The following is a 15,238-nucleotide window of genomic DNA, read 5'->3' as shown; positions in this document are numbered from 1 at the left end:
AGACGACACAGGCCGGTACCTGACCCCCGCGACGGCAGGAGCCCGGCCCCGTGCCACCAGCATCAGCACCATCCTCAAGAGCCCGTCGACACGAAGGGGGCGTCACATCGTGACGACCGCTACCAAGGTCAACATCAAGCCGCTGGAAGACCGGGTCGTGGTCCAGGCCAACGAGGCCGAGACCACCACCGCCTCCGGCCTGGTCATCCCGGACACCGCCAAGGAGAAGCCGCAGGAGGGCACGGTCATCGCCGTGGGCCCCGGCCGCATCGACGACAACGGCAACCGCGTTCCGCTCGACGTCAACGTCGGCGACGTGGTCGTCTACTCGAAGTACGGCGGCACCGAGGTCCGGTACGCCGGTGAGGACTACCTCGTCCTCTCCGCCCGCGACCTGCTCGCCGTCGTCGAGAAGTAGTAGAAGGACCCCGTCGCCCCCCGACACTCGCGAGCTCGTGTCGGGGCCCTGCGACGGGGCCGCTCCAGCACGTCACCTGACAACCGCCCCGGCGACCCGATCCACCGGGTTTCCGGGGCGGTCGTCGTTTGCCCCGCATCGCTCCGCACCACCTGAGAGAGGTCTGGCATGGCCAAGATCATCCTGTTCGACGAGGACGCCCGCCGCGCCCTCGAGCGTGGCGTCGACAAGCTCGCCGACGCCGTCAAGGTCACCCTCGGCCCGCGCGGCCGCAACGTGGTGATCAACAAGAGCTTCGGCGCGCCGGTCATCACCAACGACGGCGTGACCATCGCCCGCGAGATCGAGCTCGAGGACCCGTACGAGAACCTCGGCGCCCAGTTCGCCAAGAACGTCGCCACCAAGACCAACGACGTCGCCGGCGACGGCACCACCACCGCCACGGTGCTCGCCCAGGCCCTCGTCCACGAGGGCCTGCGCAACGTCACCGCCGGCGCCAACCCGATGGCCCTGGGCCGCGGCATGCGCGTGGCCGTGGACGCGGTCAGCGAGGCCCTGGACAAGGCGGCGACCCCGGTCGACGACCGTCGCGCCATCGCCGAGGTCGCCACCATCTCCGCCCAGGACGCCGAGGTCGGCGAGCTGATCGGCGAGGCGATGGAGCGGGTCGGCAAGGACGGCGTCATCACCGTGGAGGAGGCCAACACCTTCTCCACCGACCTCGACGTCACCGAGGGCGTGCAGTTCGACAAGGGCTACCTGTCGCCCTACTTCGTCACCGACTCCGAGGCGATGGAGGCCGTCCTCGAGGACGCCCTCGTGCTGCTGGTCAGTGGCAAGATCAGCGCGCTGGCCGACCTGCTGCCGCTGCTGGAGAAGGTGCTCGCCGGCGGCGCCCGGCCGCTGCTGATCGTGGCCGAGGACGTCGAGGGCGAGGCGCTGTCGACCCTGGTGGTCAACTCGATCCGCAAGACCGTCAAGGTCGTCGCGGTGAAGTCGCCGTTCTTCGGTGACCGGCGCAAGGCCTTCATGGCTGACCTCGCCGTCGTCACCGGCGGCCAGGTCGTGACCGAGGACGTCGGCCTGTCGCTGGACTCGGTCGGCCTCGAGGTGCTCGGCACCGCCCGGCGGGTCACCGTCACCAAGGACGAGACCACGATCGTCGACGGTGGCGGCACCTCCGAGGGCATCGGCGAGCGGGTCGCGCAGATCCGCCGCGAGATCGAGGAGACCGACTCCGACTGGGACCGCGAGAAGCTGCAGGAGCGGCTGGCCAAGCTGGCCGGCGGCGTCGCGGTGATCCGGGTCGGAGCGGCCACCGAGGTCGAGATGAAGGAGAAGAAGCACCGGATCGAGGACGCCATCGCCGCCACCCGCGCCGCGGTGGAGGAGGGCGTCGTCCCCGGTGGGGGGTCCGCGCTGGTGCACGCCGCCGCCGCCATCGACGACCTGACGCTGACCGGCGACGAGCTGATCGGTGCCCGGTCGGTGCGCAAGGCGATCGACTCCCCGTTGTCGCTGATCGCCTCCAACGCCGGCTTCGAGGGTCCGGTCGTCGTCGGCCGGGTCCGCGAGCTGGGCATCGGGCAGGGCTTCAACGCCGCGACCGGTGAGTTCGGCGACCTTGCCGCCCAGGGCGTCATCGACCCGGTCAAGGTCACCAAGGCCGCGCTGTCCCACGCCGCGTCGATCGCGGCGATGGTGCTGACCACCGACTCGGCGATCGTGGAGAAGCCCGCCGAGCAGGACGACTCCGCCGGGAACCACACCCACGGTCACTCGCACGGCGGGCACGGGCACAGCCACTGAAGAAGGACCCCACTGCCCCCCACCGCTCGCGAGCTCGCGGCGGGACCCTGCAGCGGGGCCTGACCGCTCTCCTCACCCCTCGCAAGCTCGGGGCGAGCCTCTGAGCGGGGCCTGACCGCTCTCCTCACCCCTCGCACGCCGGGGTGAGGAGGGCGGGGCCGTAAGGTCGGTTGGGCGAACTGCCCGGCCGACCGTACGGCCCGCTGAACGCCGAGAGGGCCGGTCCGACGCATGTCGGACCGGCCCTCTCGGCGTTCCCGGGTTGGCCCCCTGCCGGGTTCCGCCGCGAGCCTGCGAGCGGTGGGGGGCAGGGAACCCTTTCTCAGACCCCCGCGGCGATGGCCGCCGGTTCGGCGGCGATGAGCCTCGTGCGCTCCTCCTCGCTCATGCCACCCCAGACCCCGTAGGGCTCGCGGACCGACAGGGCGTGCTGGAGGCAGGCGTCGAGTACCGGGCAGCGTCCGCAGACGGCCTTGGCAGCGGTCTGGCGGCGGGCGCGGGCCGGGCCGCGCTCACCGTCGGGGTGGAAGAACAGGGACGTGCTCTCGCCCCGGCAGGCGCCGTGCAGCTGCCAGTCCCACACCTCGGCAACGGGCGTGGGCAGTCGACGGATGTCGGCCATGGGACCTCCTCGGCTCGGGTGCACCCGGGGGTCTACCCGGTCACGAATCAGCCGGTGCCCGCTGCCAACCGCGCCCAAACACACCTGTTCGCCCTCGCGCTGCGGGATGTCCGCGGATGTGCATCGGGCCGGGGTGGCCGGATCCCTCCCATTACCACCGTCACCCGCGGGAGTGAGAGGCGGTGTCGTCACCTGACGGGGTGGATCAAGGTGGTCACAGGGAGTGCCGACCACCCCGGTGGGGACACGGCGACGGCGTTCCCGAGGCGGGTGTCACCCGCCTCGACCACCCGGTCGGGCGACGCCCGGCCGGCATGGCGCCGGCTCCCCGGGGGGCGACGCGGACAGGAGCAGCAGTGATCGAGGACAGGGTGCGGGGCAACGGCGCAAGCGCCGTCGTGTGGGTGTTCGACGACCGGCGCCGCGTGCGGGACGACGTCGCCGGCCGGTTGCTCGCGCTGCCGTTCGTGAGCCGCGTGGAGGCCGTCGGGGACCCCGCCTCGCTGACCGCCCGGCTGGCCAACCGGCTGCCCGACGTCCTGCTCGTCGGAACGCAGCGGGCCACCGACAGCGGCCTGTCCGTCGCCACCCTGGTGCTGCGCAGCCACCCCGGTCTGGCGGTGCTGATGCTCGGCGCGCCGGAGGACGCCGACACGATCTGCGCCGCCATCGCCCTCGGCGCCCGCGGCTACCTGCGCTGGGACGCCAGCCCGCTGGAGCTCGGTCTGGGCCTCTCCCGGACCGGTATGCGCCCGGAGGTGCAGCGCCCGGGGCAGCCGATGGCCTCTGTTGCGCGGCAGCCACTGCACGCCATGGCCGCCGCCGGTTCCCTCGCCGGCTCCCTCGCCGGGCCCCCCGCCGGGGGAGCGCCGTCCTGGGCCGGAGCCAGCCCGCTGGCCGGGTTCGCCCCCACGACGGTGCGCTCCACGGTGCCCGAGGTCGCCCACGTGGCGCTGTCGGCGCGGGAGATGCAGGTGCTCACCGGCATGAGCGAGGGCAAGAGCAACGCCCAGATCGGCCGCGAGCTCTACCTGTCCGAGGACACCATCAAGACCCACGCCCGCCGGCTGTTCCGCAAGCTCGGCGCGAAGGACCGTGCCGAGGCGGTCGCCACCGGCTTCCGCCGCGGCCTGATGCAGTGACACTGCGATCCTCGCGGATCGCCCCGCGGTCAGGTGTCGTGCCCGGCTCTCGCTGAGCCGTTGCCCGGAGTCCGGGCGGGAGCCTCCGGCCCCGCGCCCGGACTCCGGAGCCGACTATGTCGGCGAGCGAGTGCCCTTCCCGGCTGCCGCTGAGCTCAAGATCTCCCTGGCGTCCTCTGGTGTCCCTGCCACTGCCCGGCCCGGTCCGCGTCGCCGCCTCCTCCCGCTGCGGCCTCTTCAGCAGCGCGGACCTGACGGCGGCCGGGGTCACCGAGCGGGAGATCAGCAGCGCTGTCCGCTCCGGTTGCTGGGTCCGGGTGCGCCGGGGGTGGTTCGTCACTGCGACCGACCTGGCCGCGGTCGAGGCAGCCGGGCGACGTCCCGAGCTCGACGTCCTGGTGGTGACCTCGGCCCTGGCCAGACCCGGCGCGGCGCTGAGCCACGGCACCGCGGCCCGGCTCTGGGGTCTGCCCGTCCCCGCTGGGCTGGCGCCGGACGTGCGGCTCACCGACCCGGACCGGTGGCGCTCCGGGCCCGGCTACGTGATGACGCGAGCGGAACTCCCGGGCGACGAGGTGACCACCCGCGGCGGACACCGGCTCACGATCCCGGCCCGCACCCTGGTCGACACGGCCAGGGAGTGGGCGGAGCTGCCCGCGGTCGCCGCCCTGGACGCGGCCCTGCTCCGTGGCTTGGTCACGCCGGAACAGCTCCAGGAGGTCCTCGAACGGCACCGCTTCGCGCCACGCACCCCTCGTGCCGCCCGCGCGGTCGCCGCGGCGGACGGGCGTGCGGAGACCTGGCTGGAGACCCGTGGCCGGTTGCGCTTCCGCTCTGCTGGCCTGCCGCCCTACGTGCCGCAGGTGGAACTGTGGGTCGACGGACGGCTGGTGAAGGTGGTCGACGGCTGACGAAGGACCCCTCTGCCCCCCACCGCTCGCAAGCTCGCGGCGGAACCCTGCACAGGGGCCCCTACATCCGCGCCGGCCTACCGACGGCACCCCCTGACGTCCTGTTCGACGAGAAGCGCCGTGAGGACCTGCTCCGAGCCGTCGGGGTGCGGTTCGTCCGGTTGGTCAACGCCGACCTGGGGCGGGGCTGGGCGCCGGTCGAGTCCCGGATGCGCCGGGAGCTCGTCGTCCCCGGGCCCGTGGAGCGGTCGTTCCGCGCCGTGCCACGGGCGCTGGGGCGGGTGCGTGCCGCCGCCGCCGCGACGGGTTGAGCCGGCTGCCCGACCGGTGGACCACGTCGTGAAGCGGTCCACCGGTCGGCCGGGCGGCTCAGGCTCGGTCGCCCCCGCTAGTCGTCGCGGGCGTGCCGTCCGGCGGTGCCGTGGCGGCCGCTGGGCTCCTCGCGTTCGGCCAGGGCAGCCACCCCGTCGGCGTACCCGCTGGCGTAGTCCCAGCTGACGTAGTCGTCGGGGTCGGGGTCGAACGGCGGCTCGTGCCGGCCGGTCTGCCCCTCGTCGAGCAGCTGCCGCAGGTTGGCCTGCATCAGCGGCCAGTCGACGTGGTGCTCCTCGTCGCAGTCCGGGCAGTCGACGACGATGCCCTTGACCCCGGTCGGTTCCAGCAGGGTGCGGAACACCTCGAGCTCAGCCAGGTCGTCGAGGACCCCGGCGCGTTCCTCGATGGTCAGCGGAGGCTGACCCGACCGGTCGTCGGGCCCGAACTCCGGGTCCGGACCGAATGTGTCGTCCCACGCGTCCACGTGTCCTCCTCGCCAGCACGTGCCGGCCCCGTTGCGCTGCCGGTGGAGCCGGCAGGTGGACGTGCACGCCCGCCCACCGGACAACGGTAACGGGGCGGGGGGACTCCGGGGGGTTCCGCCTAGCATGAGGTGGGTCCCCATGCGCCCTCCCGGCGCTCCCCCATCATCGTGAGAGGGTGGCGGCACGCATGCAGCCCGACGAGCGCATCCCCGAACTCCCGGCCAAGTTCGCCCCGCTGGGGCTGACCTACGACGACGTCCTGCTCATCCCCGGGGCTTCCGACGTCGTCCCGGCCGAGGTCGACACCAGCAGTCGGCTGACCCGTGGCATCCGGCTGGCCATCCCGCTGGTCTCCTCCGCGATGGACACCGTCACCGAGTCGCGGATGGCCATCGCCATGGCCCGCGCCGGCGGGGTGGGCGTGCTGCACCGCAACCTCGCCGCCGAGGACCAGGCCGGCCAGGTCGACCTGGTCAAGCGGTCCGAGGCCGGCATGGTCACCAACCCCGTCACCTGCTCGCCGGACAACACCCTCGCCGAGGTCGACGCGCTCTCGGCGCGCTACCGCATCTCCGGTGCGCCCGTCACCGACGCCGAAGGTGTGCTGGTCGGGATCATCACCAACCGCGACATGCGCTTCGAGACCGATCAGAACCGGCTCGTCCGCGACGTCATGACACCGATGCCGCTGGTCACCGCCCCGGTCGGGGTCGACCCGGAGGCTGCGCTGGCGCTGCTCCGCCAGCACAAGATCGAGAAGCTGCCGCTGGTCGACGAGGCCGGCCGGCTGCGCGGCCTGATCACCGTCAAGGACTACGTCAAGCGCGACCAGTTCCCCTCCGCCACCAAGGACGCCGGCGGCCGGCTGCTCGTCGGTGCCGCACTCGGCGTCGGCGAGGACGCCTACAAGCGGGCCGGGCTGCTCGTCGACGCCGGGGTCGACGTCCTGGTCGTGGACACCGCGCACGGACACCAGCGCGCCGTGCTCGACATGGTCGCCCGGGTCAAGGCCGACTTCGCCGTCCAGGTCATCGGGGGCAACGTCGCGACCCGGGCCGGCGCGCAGGCGCTCATCGACGCCGGGGTGGACGCGGTCAAGGTCGGCGTCGGCCCCGGCTCCATCTGCACGACCCGCGTGGTCGCCGGCGTCGGCGTCCCGCAGGTCACTGCCATCTACGAGGCCGCTCTCGCCGCCCGCCCGGCCGGCGTCCCGGTCATCGGCGACGGCGGGCTGCAGTACTCCGGCGACATCGCCAAGGCCCTGGTCGCCGGTGCGGACACCGTGATGATCGGCGGCCTGTTCGCGGGCGTCGAGGAGGCCCCCGGGGAGCTGGTCTTCACCAACGGCAAGCAGTACAAGTCCTACCGGGGCATGGGCTCGCTGGGTGCGATGCAGAAGCGCGGCGGCAGCCAGTCCTTCAGTCGGGACCGGTACTTCGCCGACGACGTGCTCTCCGACGACAAGCTCGTCCCCGAGGGCATCGAGGGCCAGGTGCCCTACCGCGGGCCGCTGGCCGGCGTCGCCCACCAGCTGGTCGGTGGGCTGCGCGCCTCGATGGGCTACGCCGGCGCGGCGACCATCGCCGAGCTGCAGGAGCGTGGCCAGCTGACCCGGATCACCTCCGCCGGGCTCACCGAGAGCCACCCGCACGATATTCAAATGACCAACGAAGCTCCCAACTACCGGGCGAGGTGACCGGATGCGACCCGTGCCATCCGCGAGAACAACAAAGCCCACCAACTACCGAGCCCGGTGACCTGATGCCCGTACGCGACAACGTCGAGATCGGTCTCAACCGGTTCGCCCGCCGTGGGTACGACCTCGACGAGGTCTCCCTCGTGCCCAGCCGCCGCACCCGGGACGTCGACGACGTCTCCACGGCCTGGCAGATCGACGCCTTCCGGTTCGACATCCCGATGATCACCAGCGCCAGCGATGCGGTGGTCAGCCCGGCGACCGCCATCGCCGTCGGTGCTGCCGGGGGTCTGGGCGTGCTCAACGCCGAGGGCCTCTGGACCCGCTACGACGACCCGACCGACGTCTACCGCCAGCTCAAGGCGGCGTCGTCGGCGGAGGCCGGCCCCCCGACCGCGCTGCTGCAGCGGCTCTACGCCGAGCCGGTGAAGCCCGACCTGGTCGCCGCCCGGGTCAAGGAACTGCACGACTCCGGGGTGACCACGGCCGTGCGGATCTCTCCGCAGCACACCCTGCGGCTCGCCCCGGCGGTGCTGTCGGCCGGGGTCGACCTGCTGGTCATCCAGGGCACCATCGTCTCCGCCGAGCACGTGACCACCTCCGGGGAGGCGCTGAACCTCAAGGAGTTCATCGCCGACCTCGACGTCCCGGTGATCGTGGGCGGGGCGGCCGACTACCAGACCGCGCTGCACCTGATGCGCACCGGCGCGGCCGGCGTCATCGTCGGCGTGGGCGCCGACAGCTGGTCCACCGCCGACGCGGTGATGGGCATCCGGGTGCCGCTGGCCAGCGCGATCGCCGACGCCGCCGCGGCCCGTCGCGACTACCTCGACGAGACCGGCGGCCGGTACGTGCACGTGATCGCCAACGGCCGGATCGAGACCAGCGGCGCCATCGCCCGGGCGCTGGCCTGCGGGGCGGACGCCGTCCAGCTGGGTGAGCCGCTGCGGTCGGCCGAGGAGGCCCCGGCCGGCGGCGTGTGGTGGGACTCGGTGGCGGCCCACCCGCGGCTGCCCCGCGGCGGCGCCTCGACGGCCGCCGCGCCGCGCGGCACGCTGGAGCAGGTGCTGCTCGGCCCGGCCGAGGCTCCCGACGGGCGCACCAACCTGTTCGGGGCGCTGCGCCGCACGATGGCCAAGACGGGGTACCGGGACCTCAAGGAGTTCCAGCGGGTCGACCTGGTCATCGGCGGCGGCAACGGCGAGACCGCACCCGCCGCCGGGCACCTGGTCGGCTGAGGTGGACTTCCCGACCGTCCTGGTCGTCGACTTCGGCGCCCAGTACGCCCAGCTCATCGCCCGGCGCATCCGGGAGGCCGGCGTCTACTCCGAGCTCGTCCCCGGTGACCTGCCGGTGGCCGACGTGCTGGCCAGGAAGCCGGCGGCGATCATCCTGTCCGGTGGGCCGTCGAGCGTGTACGCCCCGGGCGCCCCCCAGGTCGACCCGGCGCTGTTCGAGTCCGGGGTCCCGGCCTTCGGGATCTGCTACGGCTTCCAGGCCATGGCCGCGGGCCTCGGCGGCACCGTGGCCCGCACCGGTGACCGGGAGTACGGCGGAACGCAGCTGACCGTCACCACCCCCGGGCAGCTGTTCGGCGCGCTGCCGAACGAGCAGTCGGTGTGGATGAGCCACGGCGACGCGGTCAGCGCCGCTCCACCCGGGTTCACCGTGACCGCGACCAGCACCGGCGCGCCGGTGGCCGCGTTCGAGGACGTCGACCGCCGGCTGGCCGGGGTGCAGTTCCACCCCGAGGTCCGGCACACCGCACACGGGCAGTCCGTGCTCGAGCACTTCCTGTTCGACATCGCCGGCCTGGAGCCGAGCTGGACGATGGCCAACGTCGTCGAGGAGCAGGTGGCGGCGATCCGCGCGCAGATCGGGGATCGGCGGGCGATCTGCGGACTGTCCGGCGGGGTCGACTCCGCGGTGGCGGCGGCACTCGTGCAGCGGGCCATCGGCGACCGGCTCACCTGCGTCTACGTCGACCACGGCCTGATGCGCGAGGGCGAGACCGAGCAGATCGAACGCGACTTCGTCGCCGTCACCGGCGCCGACCTGCGGGTGGTCGACGCCGGCGAGCAGTTCCTCGGTGCGCTGGCCGGGGTCAGCGACCCGGAGCAGAAGCGGAAGATCATCGGCCGGGAGTTCATCCGGGTCTTCGAGCGGGCCGCCCTCGACGTCGTCGCCGACGCGCAGGAGCACGGCGAGACCGTCGACTTCCTGGTGCAGGGGACGCTGTACCCCGACGTGGTGGAGTCCGGCGGCGGATCCGGGACGGCGAACATCAAGAGCCACCACAACGTCGGCGGGCTGCCCGAGGACCTCACCTTCACCCTCGTCGAGCCGCTGCGCACGCTGTTCAAGGACGAGGTGCGCGAGGTGGGCCGCCGGCTGGGGCTCCCGGACACCCTGGTGCAGCGCCAGCCGTTCCCCGGTCCGGGCCTCGGTATCAGGATCGTCGGGGAGGTGACCGCCGAGCGGCTCACCGTGCTGCGCCAGGCCGACGCGATCGCCCGCGCCGAGCTCTCCGCGGCGTCGCTCGACACCGAGATCTGGCAGTGCCCGGTGGTGCTGCTGGCCGACGTCCGCTCGGTGGGCGTCCAGGGCGACGGGCGCACCTACGGCCACCCGGTGGTGCTGCGCCCGGTGTCCAGCGAGGACGCGATGACCGCGGACTGGACCAGGTTGCCCTACGACGTGCTGGCTCGGATCTCCACCCGGATCACCAACGAGGTGGCCGAGGTCAACCGGGTGGTGCTGGACGTGACCAGCAAGCCCCCGGGCACCATCGAATGGGAATGAGGGCCGTGCTGCCTCCCGCCCCTCGCTGAGGCGCGGGGCGGGGCCTGCAGGAGGGCCGCACGAGCTGCGGGCGGCCGGCGGCCGTGCTGAGGTGGTCGGCGGTCTGACCGTCGTCACCAGGAGGTTCGCGAGTGACCACCGGAACCTGGCCACTCCTGCCGAGCGTGCTGGCCCTGGCCGCCATGGCGCTGCTCATCGTGTTCGTCGGCATTCGGCTGACCCGCACCGCCGACGAGCTCGCCGACCGCACCGGCCTCGGTGACGCGGTCGGCGGGGCGCTGCTGCTGGGTGCGGTCACGTCGCTGCCCGGGAACGTCACCGTGCTCACCGGCGCACTGGAGGGGGATGCCGGATTCGCGCTGGCGAACCCGGTCGGTGGCATCGCCCTGCAGACGGTCTGGCTGGCGATCGCCGACCTGGTGTACCGGCGGGCGAACCTGGAGCACGCCGCGGCGTCCCTGGAGAACGTCATGCAGTCGGTGATCCTCATGGCGATGCTGTCGCTGCCGGTGATCGCCTACTCGACACCCCAGCTGACGCTGGGCTGGATCCATCCCGTGACGCTGCTCATCCCCCTCCTGTACGCCTACGGGCTCGTGCTGTTGCGCCGGATGCACGATCACCCGATGTGGGTGCCCACCCACACGTCGGCGACGGAGGTGGACGACGCCGAGGGGGAGGAGGGTTCCGGGCGTTCCACCGGCCGGCTGTGGGGCACCCTGGCCGGCCTCGGCCTGCTCGTCGGCGTCGCCGGCTGGATCGTCGGGCAGGCCGGTCTCGGCGTGGCGGCCGGCACTGGTCTGGAGGGTGGCATCGTCGGGTTCACCCTGACCACCGCCGTGAGCTCGCTGCCCGAACTCGTCGTGCTGGTCACGGCCGTGCGGATGGGCCAGCTGACCCTCGGGGTGGGCAACATCGTCGGGGGGAACGTCTACGACATGCTGATGATCTCCCTGGCGGACATCGGCTACCTGGAGGGGTCCCTCTACCGGGCGGCCGGGCCGACCAGCCTGGTGCTCCTGGGTGGCACCATGCTGCTGATCGCCGTGCTCACCGCCGGGCTGGTCATGCGCGACCGCAAGGGAATCGGCTTCGAGGGCATGCTGATACCTGTCATCTACGTGGCCACCATCGCCCTGGCCCTGTTCAGCCGGTGACACCGTGCCGCTCCGGGCGTGGCCAGCGAGCGACGGGAGTGTTCGTGCCCGCCGAGCAGGGACGTCGTCGTGCCCTCGACCGGTCCGCTCACGGCACGGCGACCAGGACCGGCCAGGGTGCGGCCGCCCCGAGGGACGAGCCCAGCACGGTCAGCGCCAGGACCAGGAGCACCTCGGTGGTGATGCCGAACGCCGTGCCCGCCAGGTGCTGCCGGCGTTCGGTGCCGCTGCTCGAGCGCGCCCCCAGCACGCCGACCACGCCGACGACGATCCCCAGCGCAGCGGCGAAGACCGGGTCGACCAGCACGAGCGGAACCGAGAGCGCCCCGGCGACGAGGGTGACCAGCCCCCACCAGGCCGGCCGGGCACCGGCCGGCCCGGTGGGGGCCGGCCGCACCTCGGCCGGTCGGTCGGCGAGCTGCCGGGTCTCGTCCACGGTCCGCCTCCGGGTCGGGGTCGGGGTCGGTCGGTCAGCGGTGGCGACGGGCACGGCGCAGCTCGGTCACGAGCAGCGCCACGCCGGCCCCGAGGAGCAGCAGCCAGGCCATGCCGCCGTCCCACAACAGGCCGTCGGGCAGGTCCACGTCCACGGCCACCAGCAGGCCCAGCACGGCGAAGGCCAGCCCGACGACCAGGGAGAACCGGTCGACCGCGCGCTTCCCCGTGGCTGCCGGCGGCTCCGCCTCGGGAGTCGTGATCGGCTCCGGCCACAGGTTCTCCTGCCACCGGGTGGGCGTGGTCGGAAACTCGCTGTAGTCAGCCACGGGACACCTTCACATCTCCGATGCCGGACTCCACGGTGAGGCGGAACTCGGCGAGGTCGTCGTCGGTCCAGGCAGCCGAGCCGGTGCCCGGGTAGAACCCGCTGTCCGAGGAGTCGCCGAACACGTCGGCCTCCCCGAGACCGTTGTCCACGCTGACCCGGACGTCGGCCGAGCGGGGCACGATCACCGCGACGTCGCCGATGCCGGAGTTCACCAGCACGGGAAGCGGCCCGTCGAGGTCGCTGAGGTCGAGGCGGGTCAGGTCCAGGGTGAGGTCGCCGACGCCGCTGTCGTACCGGTCCTGCACCGCATCGGCGGTCATCGGCCGGTAGGTGCGGTCGCCCACCGAGCCCTCGGGCACGGGGTCGGTCGTGCTGACCATCGCGGCGAGCGACAGGACACCGCCCAGGACGACGAGAACGCTGCGGGCGCCCCGGCCGGCGCCGGTCACCGCGGCGATGACGAGCCCGATCCCGACGACGACGAGCGCGCTGCCGAGGAAGCCGCGGGCGCCGAGGTCCCAGTCGGTGAACCGGGAGACCAGGGCGCCGATGCCCATCACGATCAGCAGGGCGGCGAGCGTGATGCCCGGGACAGGGGAGCGCGGACCGTGCGGTGCTCTCGGCGTCTGGGTGACCTGGGCGGCCTGGCCGGCCGCCGCCGGCGGCATGAGCAGCCACAGCAGCGGATAGATGATCAGGCCGACGCCCCAGGCCAGCGTCACCGCGACGAAGCCGACCCGCCACAGCAGCGCGTCGATGCCGGTGTACTCGGCCAGGCCGCCGGCGACCCCGCCGATGACCTTGTTGGTCCGGCTGCGATGCAACGGGGGCCGCTGGTCGGCGCCGGGTGGTGGCGGGGGGAACGGCCCGGGTGGCAGTTCGCCGGCCGGCGGCGGGTAGGCGGGAGGAGGTGCCGATGTCATGCCCCGAGCCTGCCGAGCAGGTGCGCCCGGCGGTATCGGGGAACCACCTGACCCGACCCTGATCTGTGCCGGCTGCCCCGACTCCGGGTGATCACCGGTGTCTGACGGGCCTGGCCGGTGGGACGATCGTCGGCGTGACCTCCGCTGCGCTGCTCGTGCCCCGGCCGCCCCTGGTGCGGCCGCGGCGGGGCCGGATGCTCGCCGGGGTGGCCGCCGGGACGGCGCAGCACCTCCGGCTGGAGCCGCTGGTCGTCCGGATCGCCTTCGTCGTGCTCGCGGTCACCGGAGTGGGGGTCTTCGGCTACGCGTTGCTGTGGCTGACCATGACGCTGGCCGACCGCGACCCCGAGGCAGGGCCGGCGGACGACGCGGCATCCGGTGCGGCGCCGAGCCGGCGGCAGGTGGTGGGGCTGAGCCTGCTCGGCCTGGGCGCCCTCGTGCTGGTCACCCCGCTCGCCACCTGGGGCGGGAGCAACGTCGTGGTGCCGTTGCTGCTGGCCGGGGCCGGCCTCGCGCTGATCTGGCGGCAGTTCGACACCGACCGCACGCTGGCCCGCGGGGCCACCCGGTGGGGGCTGGTCGCCGGCCTGGTGCTGGGCATCAGCGGGGTGGTGCTGCTGCTGGCCACCACCGGTCAGCTGGTCAACGCCCGCAACGGATTCGCCGCCACGCTGGTCATCCTGGTGGGGGTCGCGCTGGCCACCGCTCCGCTGTGGCGCCGTCTCCTGGACCAGCGGGCGGAGGAGCGCACCGCCCGGGTGCGCTCCGAGGAGCGGGCCGCGGTCGCCGCCCACCTGCACGACTCGGTCCTGCAGACCCTGGCGCTCATCCAGCGGCACGCCGAGTCCCCGCAGCTGGTCGGCCGGCTGGCCCGCAGCCAGGAGCGCGAGCTGCGCACCTGGCTGTACGAGCCCACCGTGGCCACCGGAGGCACCTGGGCCGGGCTCGTGGCCCGGCTGGTCGCCGAGGTGGAGGCCGACCACGCGGTCGCCGTCGAGCCGGTGGTGGTCGGCGACCTGCCGGTCGACGACGTGGTGGCCGCGCTCGGCCAGGCCACCCGGGAGGCGGTGGTCAACGCCGCCAAGCACTCCGGCGCCCCCGCTGTCTCCCTCTACAGCGAGGTCACCCCGGCTTCGGTGGTCGTCTTCGTCCGCGACCGGGGCACCGGCTTCGACCCGACCGCGGTCGCCCCCGACCGGCGGGGCCTACGTGACTCGGTGGTGGCCCGGCTGACCCGCACGGGTGGCACGGCCACCGTGCGCTCGGCCCCGGGGGAGGGCACGGAGGTGGAGCTCTGCCTGCCCCGCGCCCGGACGGAGGTGCCGGCATGACCGCCGCCGGGACCGCGGCCGGGGCCGCGGCGACGCGGGTCTTCATCGTCGACGACCACGCCATGGTGCGGGCCGGCGTACGCGCGGAGCTCGGGACGGCGGTCCACGTGGTCGGCGAGGCCGCCGACGTCGCCACCGCGGTCGAGGGCATCCGGGCGGCGACACCGGACGTCGTCCTGCTCGACGTGCACCTGCCCGGCGGGGGAGGGCGCGCCGTCCTGGCCGCCCTGCACGCCGAGCTGCCGGCCACCCGATGGCTGGCGCTGTCGGTGTCCGACGCCGCCGAGGACGTCATCGCCGTCATCCGGGCCGGGGCCCGTGGCTACGTGACCAAGACCATCTCCGGCCCCGACCTGCGGGCCGCGGTGCAGCGGGTCGCCGACGGCGACGTCGTCTTCAGCCCGCGCCTGGCCGGGTTCGTGCTGGACGCCTTCGCCGCCGCCGCCGCGCCGGCCGCCCCGGCGCCGGTGGCCGAGGACCCGGCCACCGACCCCGGGCTGGACCTGCTCAGCGCCCGCGAGCGGGAGGTGATGCAGCTGCTGGCCCGCGGCTACACCTACCGCGAGATCGGTGGCCGCCTGTTCATCTCGGTGAAGACGGTCGAGTCCCACGCGTCGAACGTGCTGCGGAAGCTCCAGCTGTCCAACCGCAACGAGCTCACCCGGTGGGCGGCGACCAACCGCCTGTTGTAGTTGCGCTGTTGCGCCGAGTGGGGCCCGGAGGGCTCCGCGCAGGCGCGACTCAACGGCTCAGCGGCGAAGGGGACGGCAGTGATGATTGAAGGCGAGCCCCGCACCGGTGGTCTGACTCTGGGAACGGCTGACCGTTGGTGTCTTCCAGTTGATCTGTCGGCCGCCCGGT

16 protein-coding genes are annotated in these 15,238 nt (G+C 73.5%); 11 read left to right on the top strand and 5 right to left on the bottom strand.

The window, feature by feature from the left end; translation table 11 throughout:
* Nucleotides 1-109: 109 nt before the first annotated feature.
* On the top strand, nucleotides 110-418 hold the full coding sequence (gene groES, locus ACYVG5_RS15395) for a co-chaperone GroES (protein WP_179654014.1): 309 nt from the start codon (nucleotides 110-112) through the stop codon (nucleotides 416-418).
* A 168-nt stretch (nucleotides 419-586) separates the two neighbouring features.
* Complete coding sequence (gene groL / locus ACYVG5_RS15390) at nucleotides 587-2,227, top strand: chaperonin GroEL (protein WP_222050100.1); 1,641 nt, start codon at nucleotides 587-589, stop codon at nucleotides 2,225-2,227.
* 322 nt (nucleotides 2,228-2,549) lie between these two features.
* Here groL and ACYVG5_RS15385 read toward each other — a convergent pair whose 3' ends face one another.
* Complete coding sequence (locus ACYVG5_RS15385; protein ID WP_246630887.1) at nucleotides 2,550-2,849, bottom strand: WhiB family transcriptional regulator; 300 nt, start codon at nucleotides 2,847-2,849, stop codon at nucleotides 2,550-2,552.
* Nucleotides 2,850-3,205: 356 nt separating this feature from the next.
* Between ACYVG5_RS15385 and ACYVG5_RS15380 the strand changes: the two genes are divergently transcribed.
* The 3 genes from ACYVG5_RS15380 to ACYVG5_RS15370 all read left to right on the top strand — a co-directional run bounded on the left by ACYVG5_RS15380 (nucleotide 3,206) and on the right by ACYVG5_RS15370 (nucleotide 5,213).
* Nucleotides 3,206-3,991, top strand: a complete 786-nt coding sequence (locus ACYVG5_RS15380) for a LuxR C-terminal-related transcriptional regulator (protein WP_222050102.1) — start codon at nucleotides 3,206-3,208, stop codon at nucleotides 3,989-3,991.
* A gap of 179 nt (nucleotides 3,992-4,170) precedes the next feature.
* Nucleotides 4,171-4,902, top strand: a complete 732-nt coding sequence (locus ACYVG5_RS15375) for a type IV toxin-antitoxin system AbiEi family antitoxin domain-containing protein (RefSeq protein WP_222050103.1) — start codon at nucleotides 4,171-4,173, stop codon at nucleotides 4,900-4,902.
* A gap of 146 nt (nucleotides 4,903-5,048) precedes the next feature.
* Nucleotides 5,049-5,213 (top strand): hypothetical protein, encoded by a 165-nt coding sequence (locus ACYVG5_RS15370; protein WP_460683320.1) that lies wholly within the window; start codon nucleotides 5,049-5,051, stop codon nucleotides 5,211-5,213.
* 77 nt (nucleotides 5,214-5,290) lie between these two features.
* Here ACYVG5_RS15370 and ACYVG5_RS15365 read toward each other — a convergent pair whose 3' ends face one another.
* Nucleotides 5,291-5,701 carry a DUF5319 family protein gene (locus ACYVG5_RS15365; RefSeq protein WP_222050105.1) on the bottom strand — a complete coding sequence of 137 codons (411 nt, stop codon included), beginning with the start codon at nucleotides 5,699-5,701 and terminating at the stop codon, nucleotides 5,291-5,293.
* A gap of 176 nt (nucleotides 5,702-5,877) precedes the next feature.
* Between ACYVG5_RS15365 and guaB the strand changes: the two genes are divergently transcribed.
* From guaB to ACYVG5_RS15345, 4 genes are all read left to right on the top strand, one after another.
* Nucleotides 5,878-7,398, top strand: coding sequence for an IMP dehydrogenase (gene guaB, locus ACYVG5_RS15360; protein WP_460683319.1), 1,521 nt, complete (start codon nucleotides 5,878-5,880; stop codon nucleotides 7,396-7,398).
* 65 nt (nucleotides 7,399-7,463) lie between these two features.
* Complete coding sequence (locus tag ACYVG5_RS15355; protein WP_222050106.1) at nucleotides 7,464-8,636, top strand: GuaB3 family IMP dehydrogenase-related protein; 1,173 nt, start codon at nucleotides 7,464-7,466, stop codon at nucleotides 8,634-8,636.
* A 1-nt stretch (nucleotide 8,637) separates the two neighbouring features.
* Entirely contained in the window at nucleotides 8,638-10,200 is a 1,563-nt protein-coding gene (gene guaA, locus ACYVG5_RS15350; protein ID WP_222050107.1) for a glutamine-hydrolyzing GMP synthase, read from the top strand.
* A 131-nt stretch (nucleotides 10,201-10,331) separates the two neighbouring features.
* On the top strand, nucleotides 10,332-11,357 hold the full coding sequence (locus tag ACYVG5_RS15345; RefSeq protein WP_460683318.1) for a sodium:calcium antiporter: 1,026 nt from the start codon (nucleotides 10,332-10,334) through the stop codon (nucleotides 11,355-11,357).
* A gap of 88 nt (nucleotides 11,358-11,445) precedes the next feature.
* On the opposite strand, the gene ACYVG5_RS15340 is transcribed toward ACYVG5_RS15345, so the two are convergent.
* The 3 genes from ACYVG5_RS15340 to ACYVG5_RS15330 are packed head-to-tail and all read right to left on the bottom strand — an operon-like array spanning nucleotide 11,446 to nucleotide 13,046.
* Complete coding sequence (locus tag ACYVG5_RS15340) at nucleotides 11,446-11,793, bottom strand: hypothetical protein (RefSeq protein WP_222050108.1); 348 nt, start codon at nucleotides 11,791-11,793, stop codon at nucleotides 11,446-11,448.
* 34 nt (nucleotides 11,794-11,827) lie between these two features.
* Nucleotides 11,828-12,121 carry a hypothetical protein gene (locus tag ACYVG5_RS15335; protein WP_222050109.1) on the bottom strand — a complete coding sequence of 98 codons (294 nt, stop codon included), beginning with the start codon at nucleotides 12,119-12,121 and terminating at the stop codon, nucleotides 11,828-11,830.
* Nucleotides 12,114-13,046 carry a PspC domain-containing protein gene (locus ACYVG5_RS15330; RefSeq protein ID WP_222050110.1) on the bottom strand — a complete coding sequence of 311 codons (933 nt, stop codon included), beginning with the start codon at nucleotides 13,044-13,046 and terminating at the stop codon, nucleotides 12,114-12,116. Before ACYVG5_RS15330 ends, ACYVG5_RS15335 begins: the two co-directional genes overlap by 8 nt.
* A 134-nt stretch (nucleotides 13,047-13,180) precedes the next feature.
* On the opposite strand from ACYVG5_RS15330, the gene ACYVG5_RS15325 reads away from it, so the two are divergent.
* A complete protein-coding gene (locus ACYVG5_RS15325; RefSeq protein WP_460683317.1) occupies nucleotides 13,181-14,377 on the top strand; it encodes an ATP-binding protein in 1,197 nt (398 codons plus the stop codon).
* A complete protein-coding gene (locus ACYVG5_RS15320; RefSeq protein ID WP_222050111.1) occupies nucleotides 14,374-15,069 on the top strand; it encodes a response regulator in 696 nt (231 codons plus the stop codon). The genes ACYVG5_RS15325 and ACYVG5_RS15320 overlap by 4 nt, the downstream gene beginning before the upstream one ends.
* The last annotated feature ends 169 nt before the right edge of the window (nucleotides 15,070-15,238 follow it).

It is taken from the genome of Modestobacter lapidis, assembly GCF_054780755.1.
The sequence above is the reverse complement of the archived record's forward strand: the minus strand, read 5'-3'. Positions and strand labels throughout refer to the sequence as shown.

What these genes read in the sequence shown, in the direction of transcription:
- groL (WP_222050100.1), top strand. Translation starts at nt 587, where the DNA reads ATGGCCAAGATCATCCTGTTCGACGAGGACGCCCGCCGCGCCCTCGAG.
- ACYVG5_RS15385 (WP_246630887.1), bottom strand. Translation starts at nt 2,849, where the DNA reads ATGGCCGACATCCGTCGACTGCCCACGCCCGTTGCCGAGGTGTGGGAC.
- ACYVG5_RS15355 (WP_222050106.1), top strand. Translation starts at nt 7,464, where the DNA reads ATGCCCGTACGCGACAACGTCGAGATCGGTCTCAACCGGTTCGCCCGC.
- ACYVG5_RS15330 (WP_222050110.1), bottom strand. Translation starts at nt 13,046, where the DNA reads ATGACATCGGCACCTCCTCCCGCCTACCCGCCGCCGGCCGGCGAACTG.
- ACYVG5_RS15320 (WP_222050111.1), top strand. Translation starts at nt 14,374, where the DNA reads ATGACCGCCGCCGGGACCGCGGCCGGGGCCGCGGCGACGCGGGTCTTC.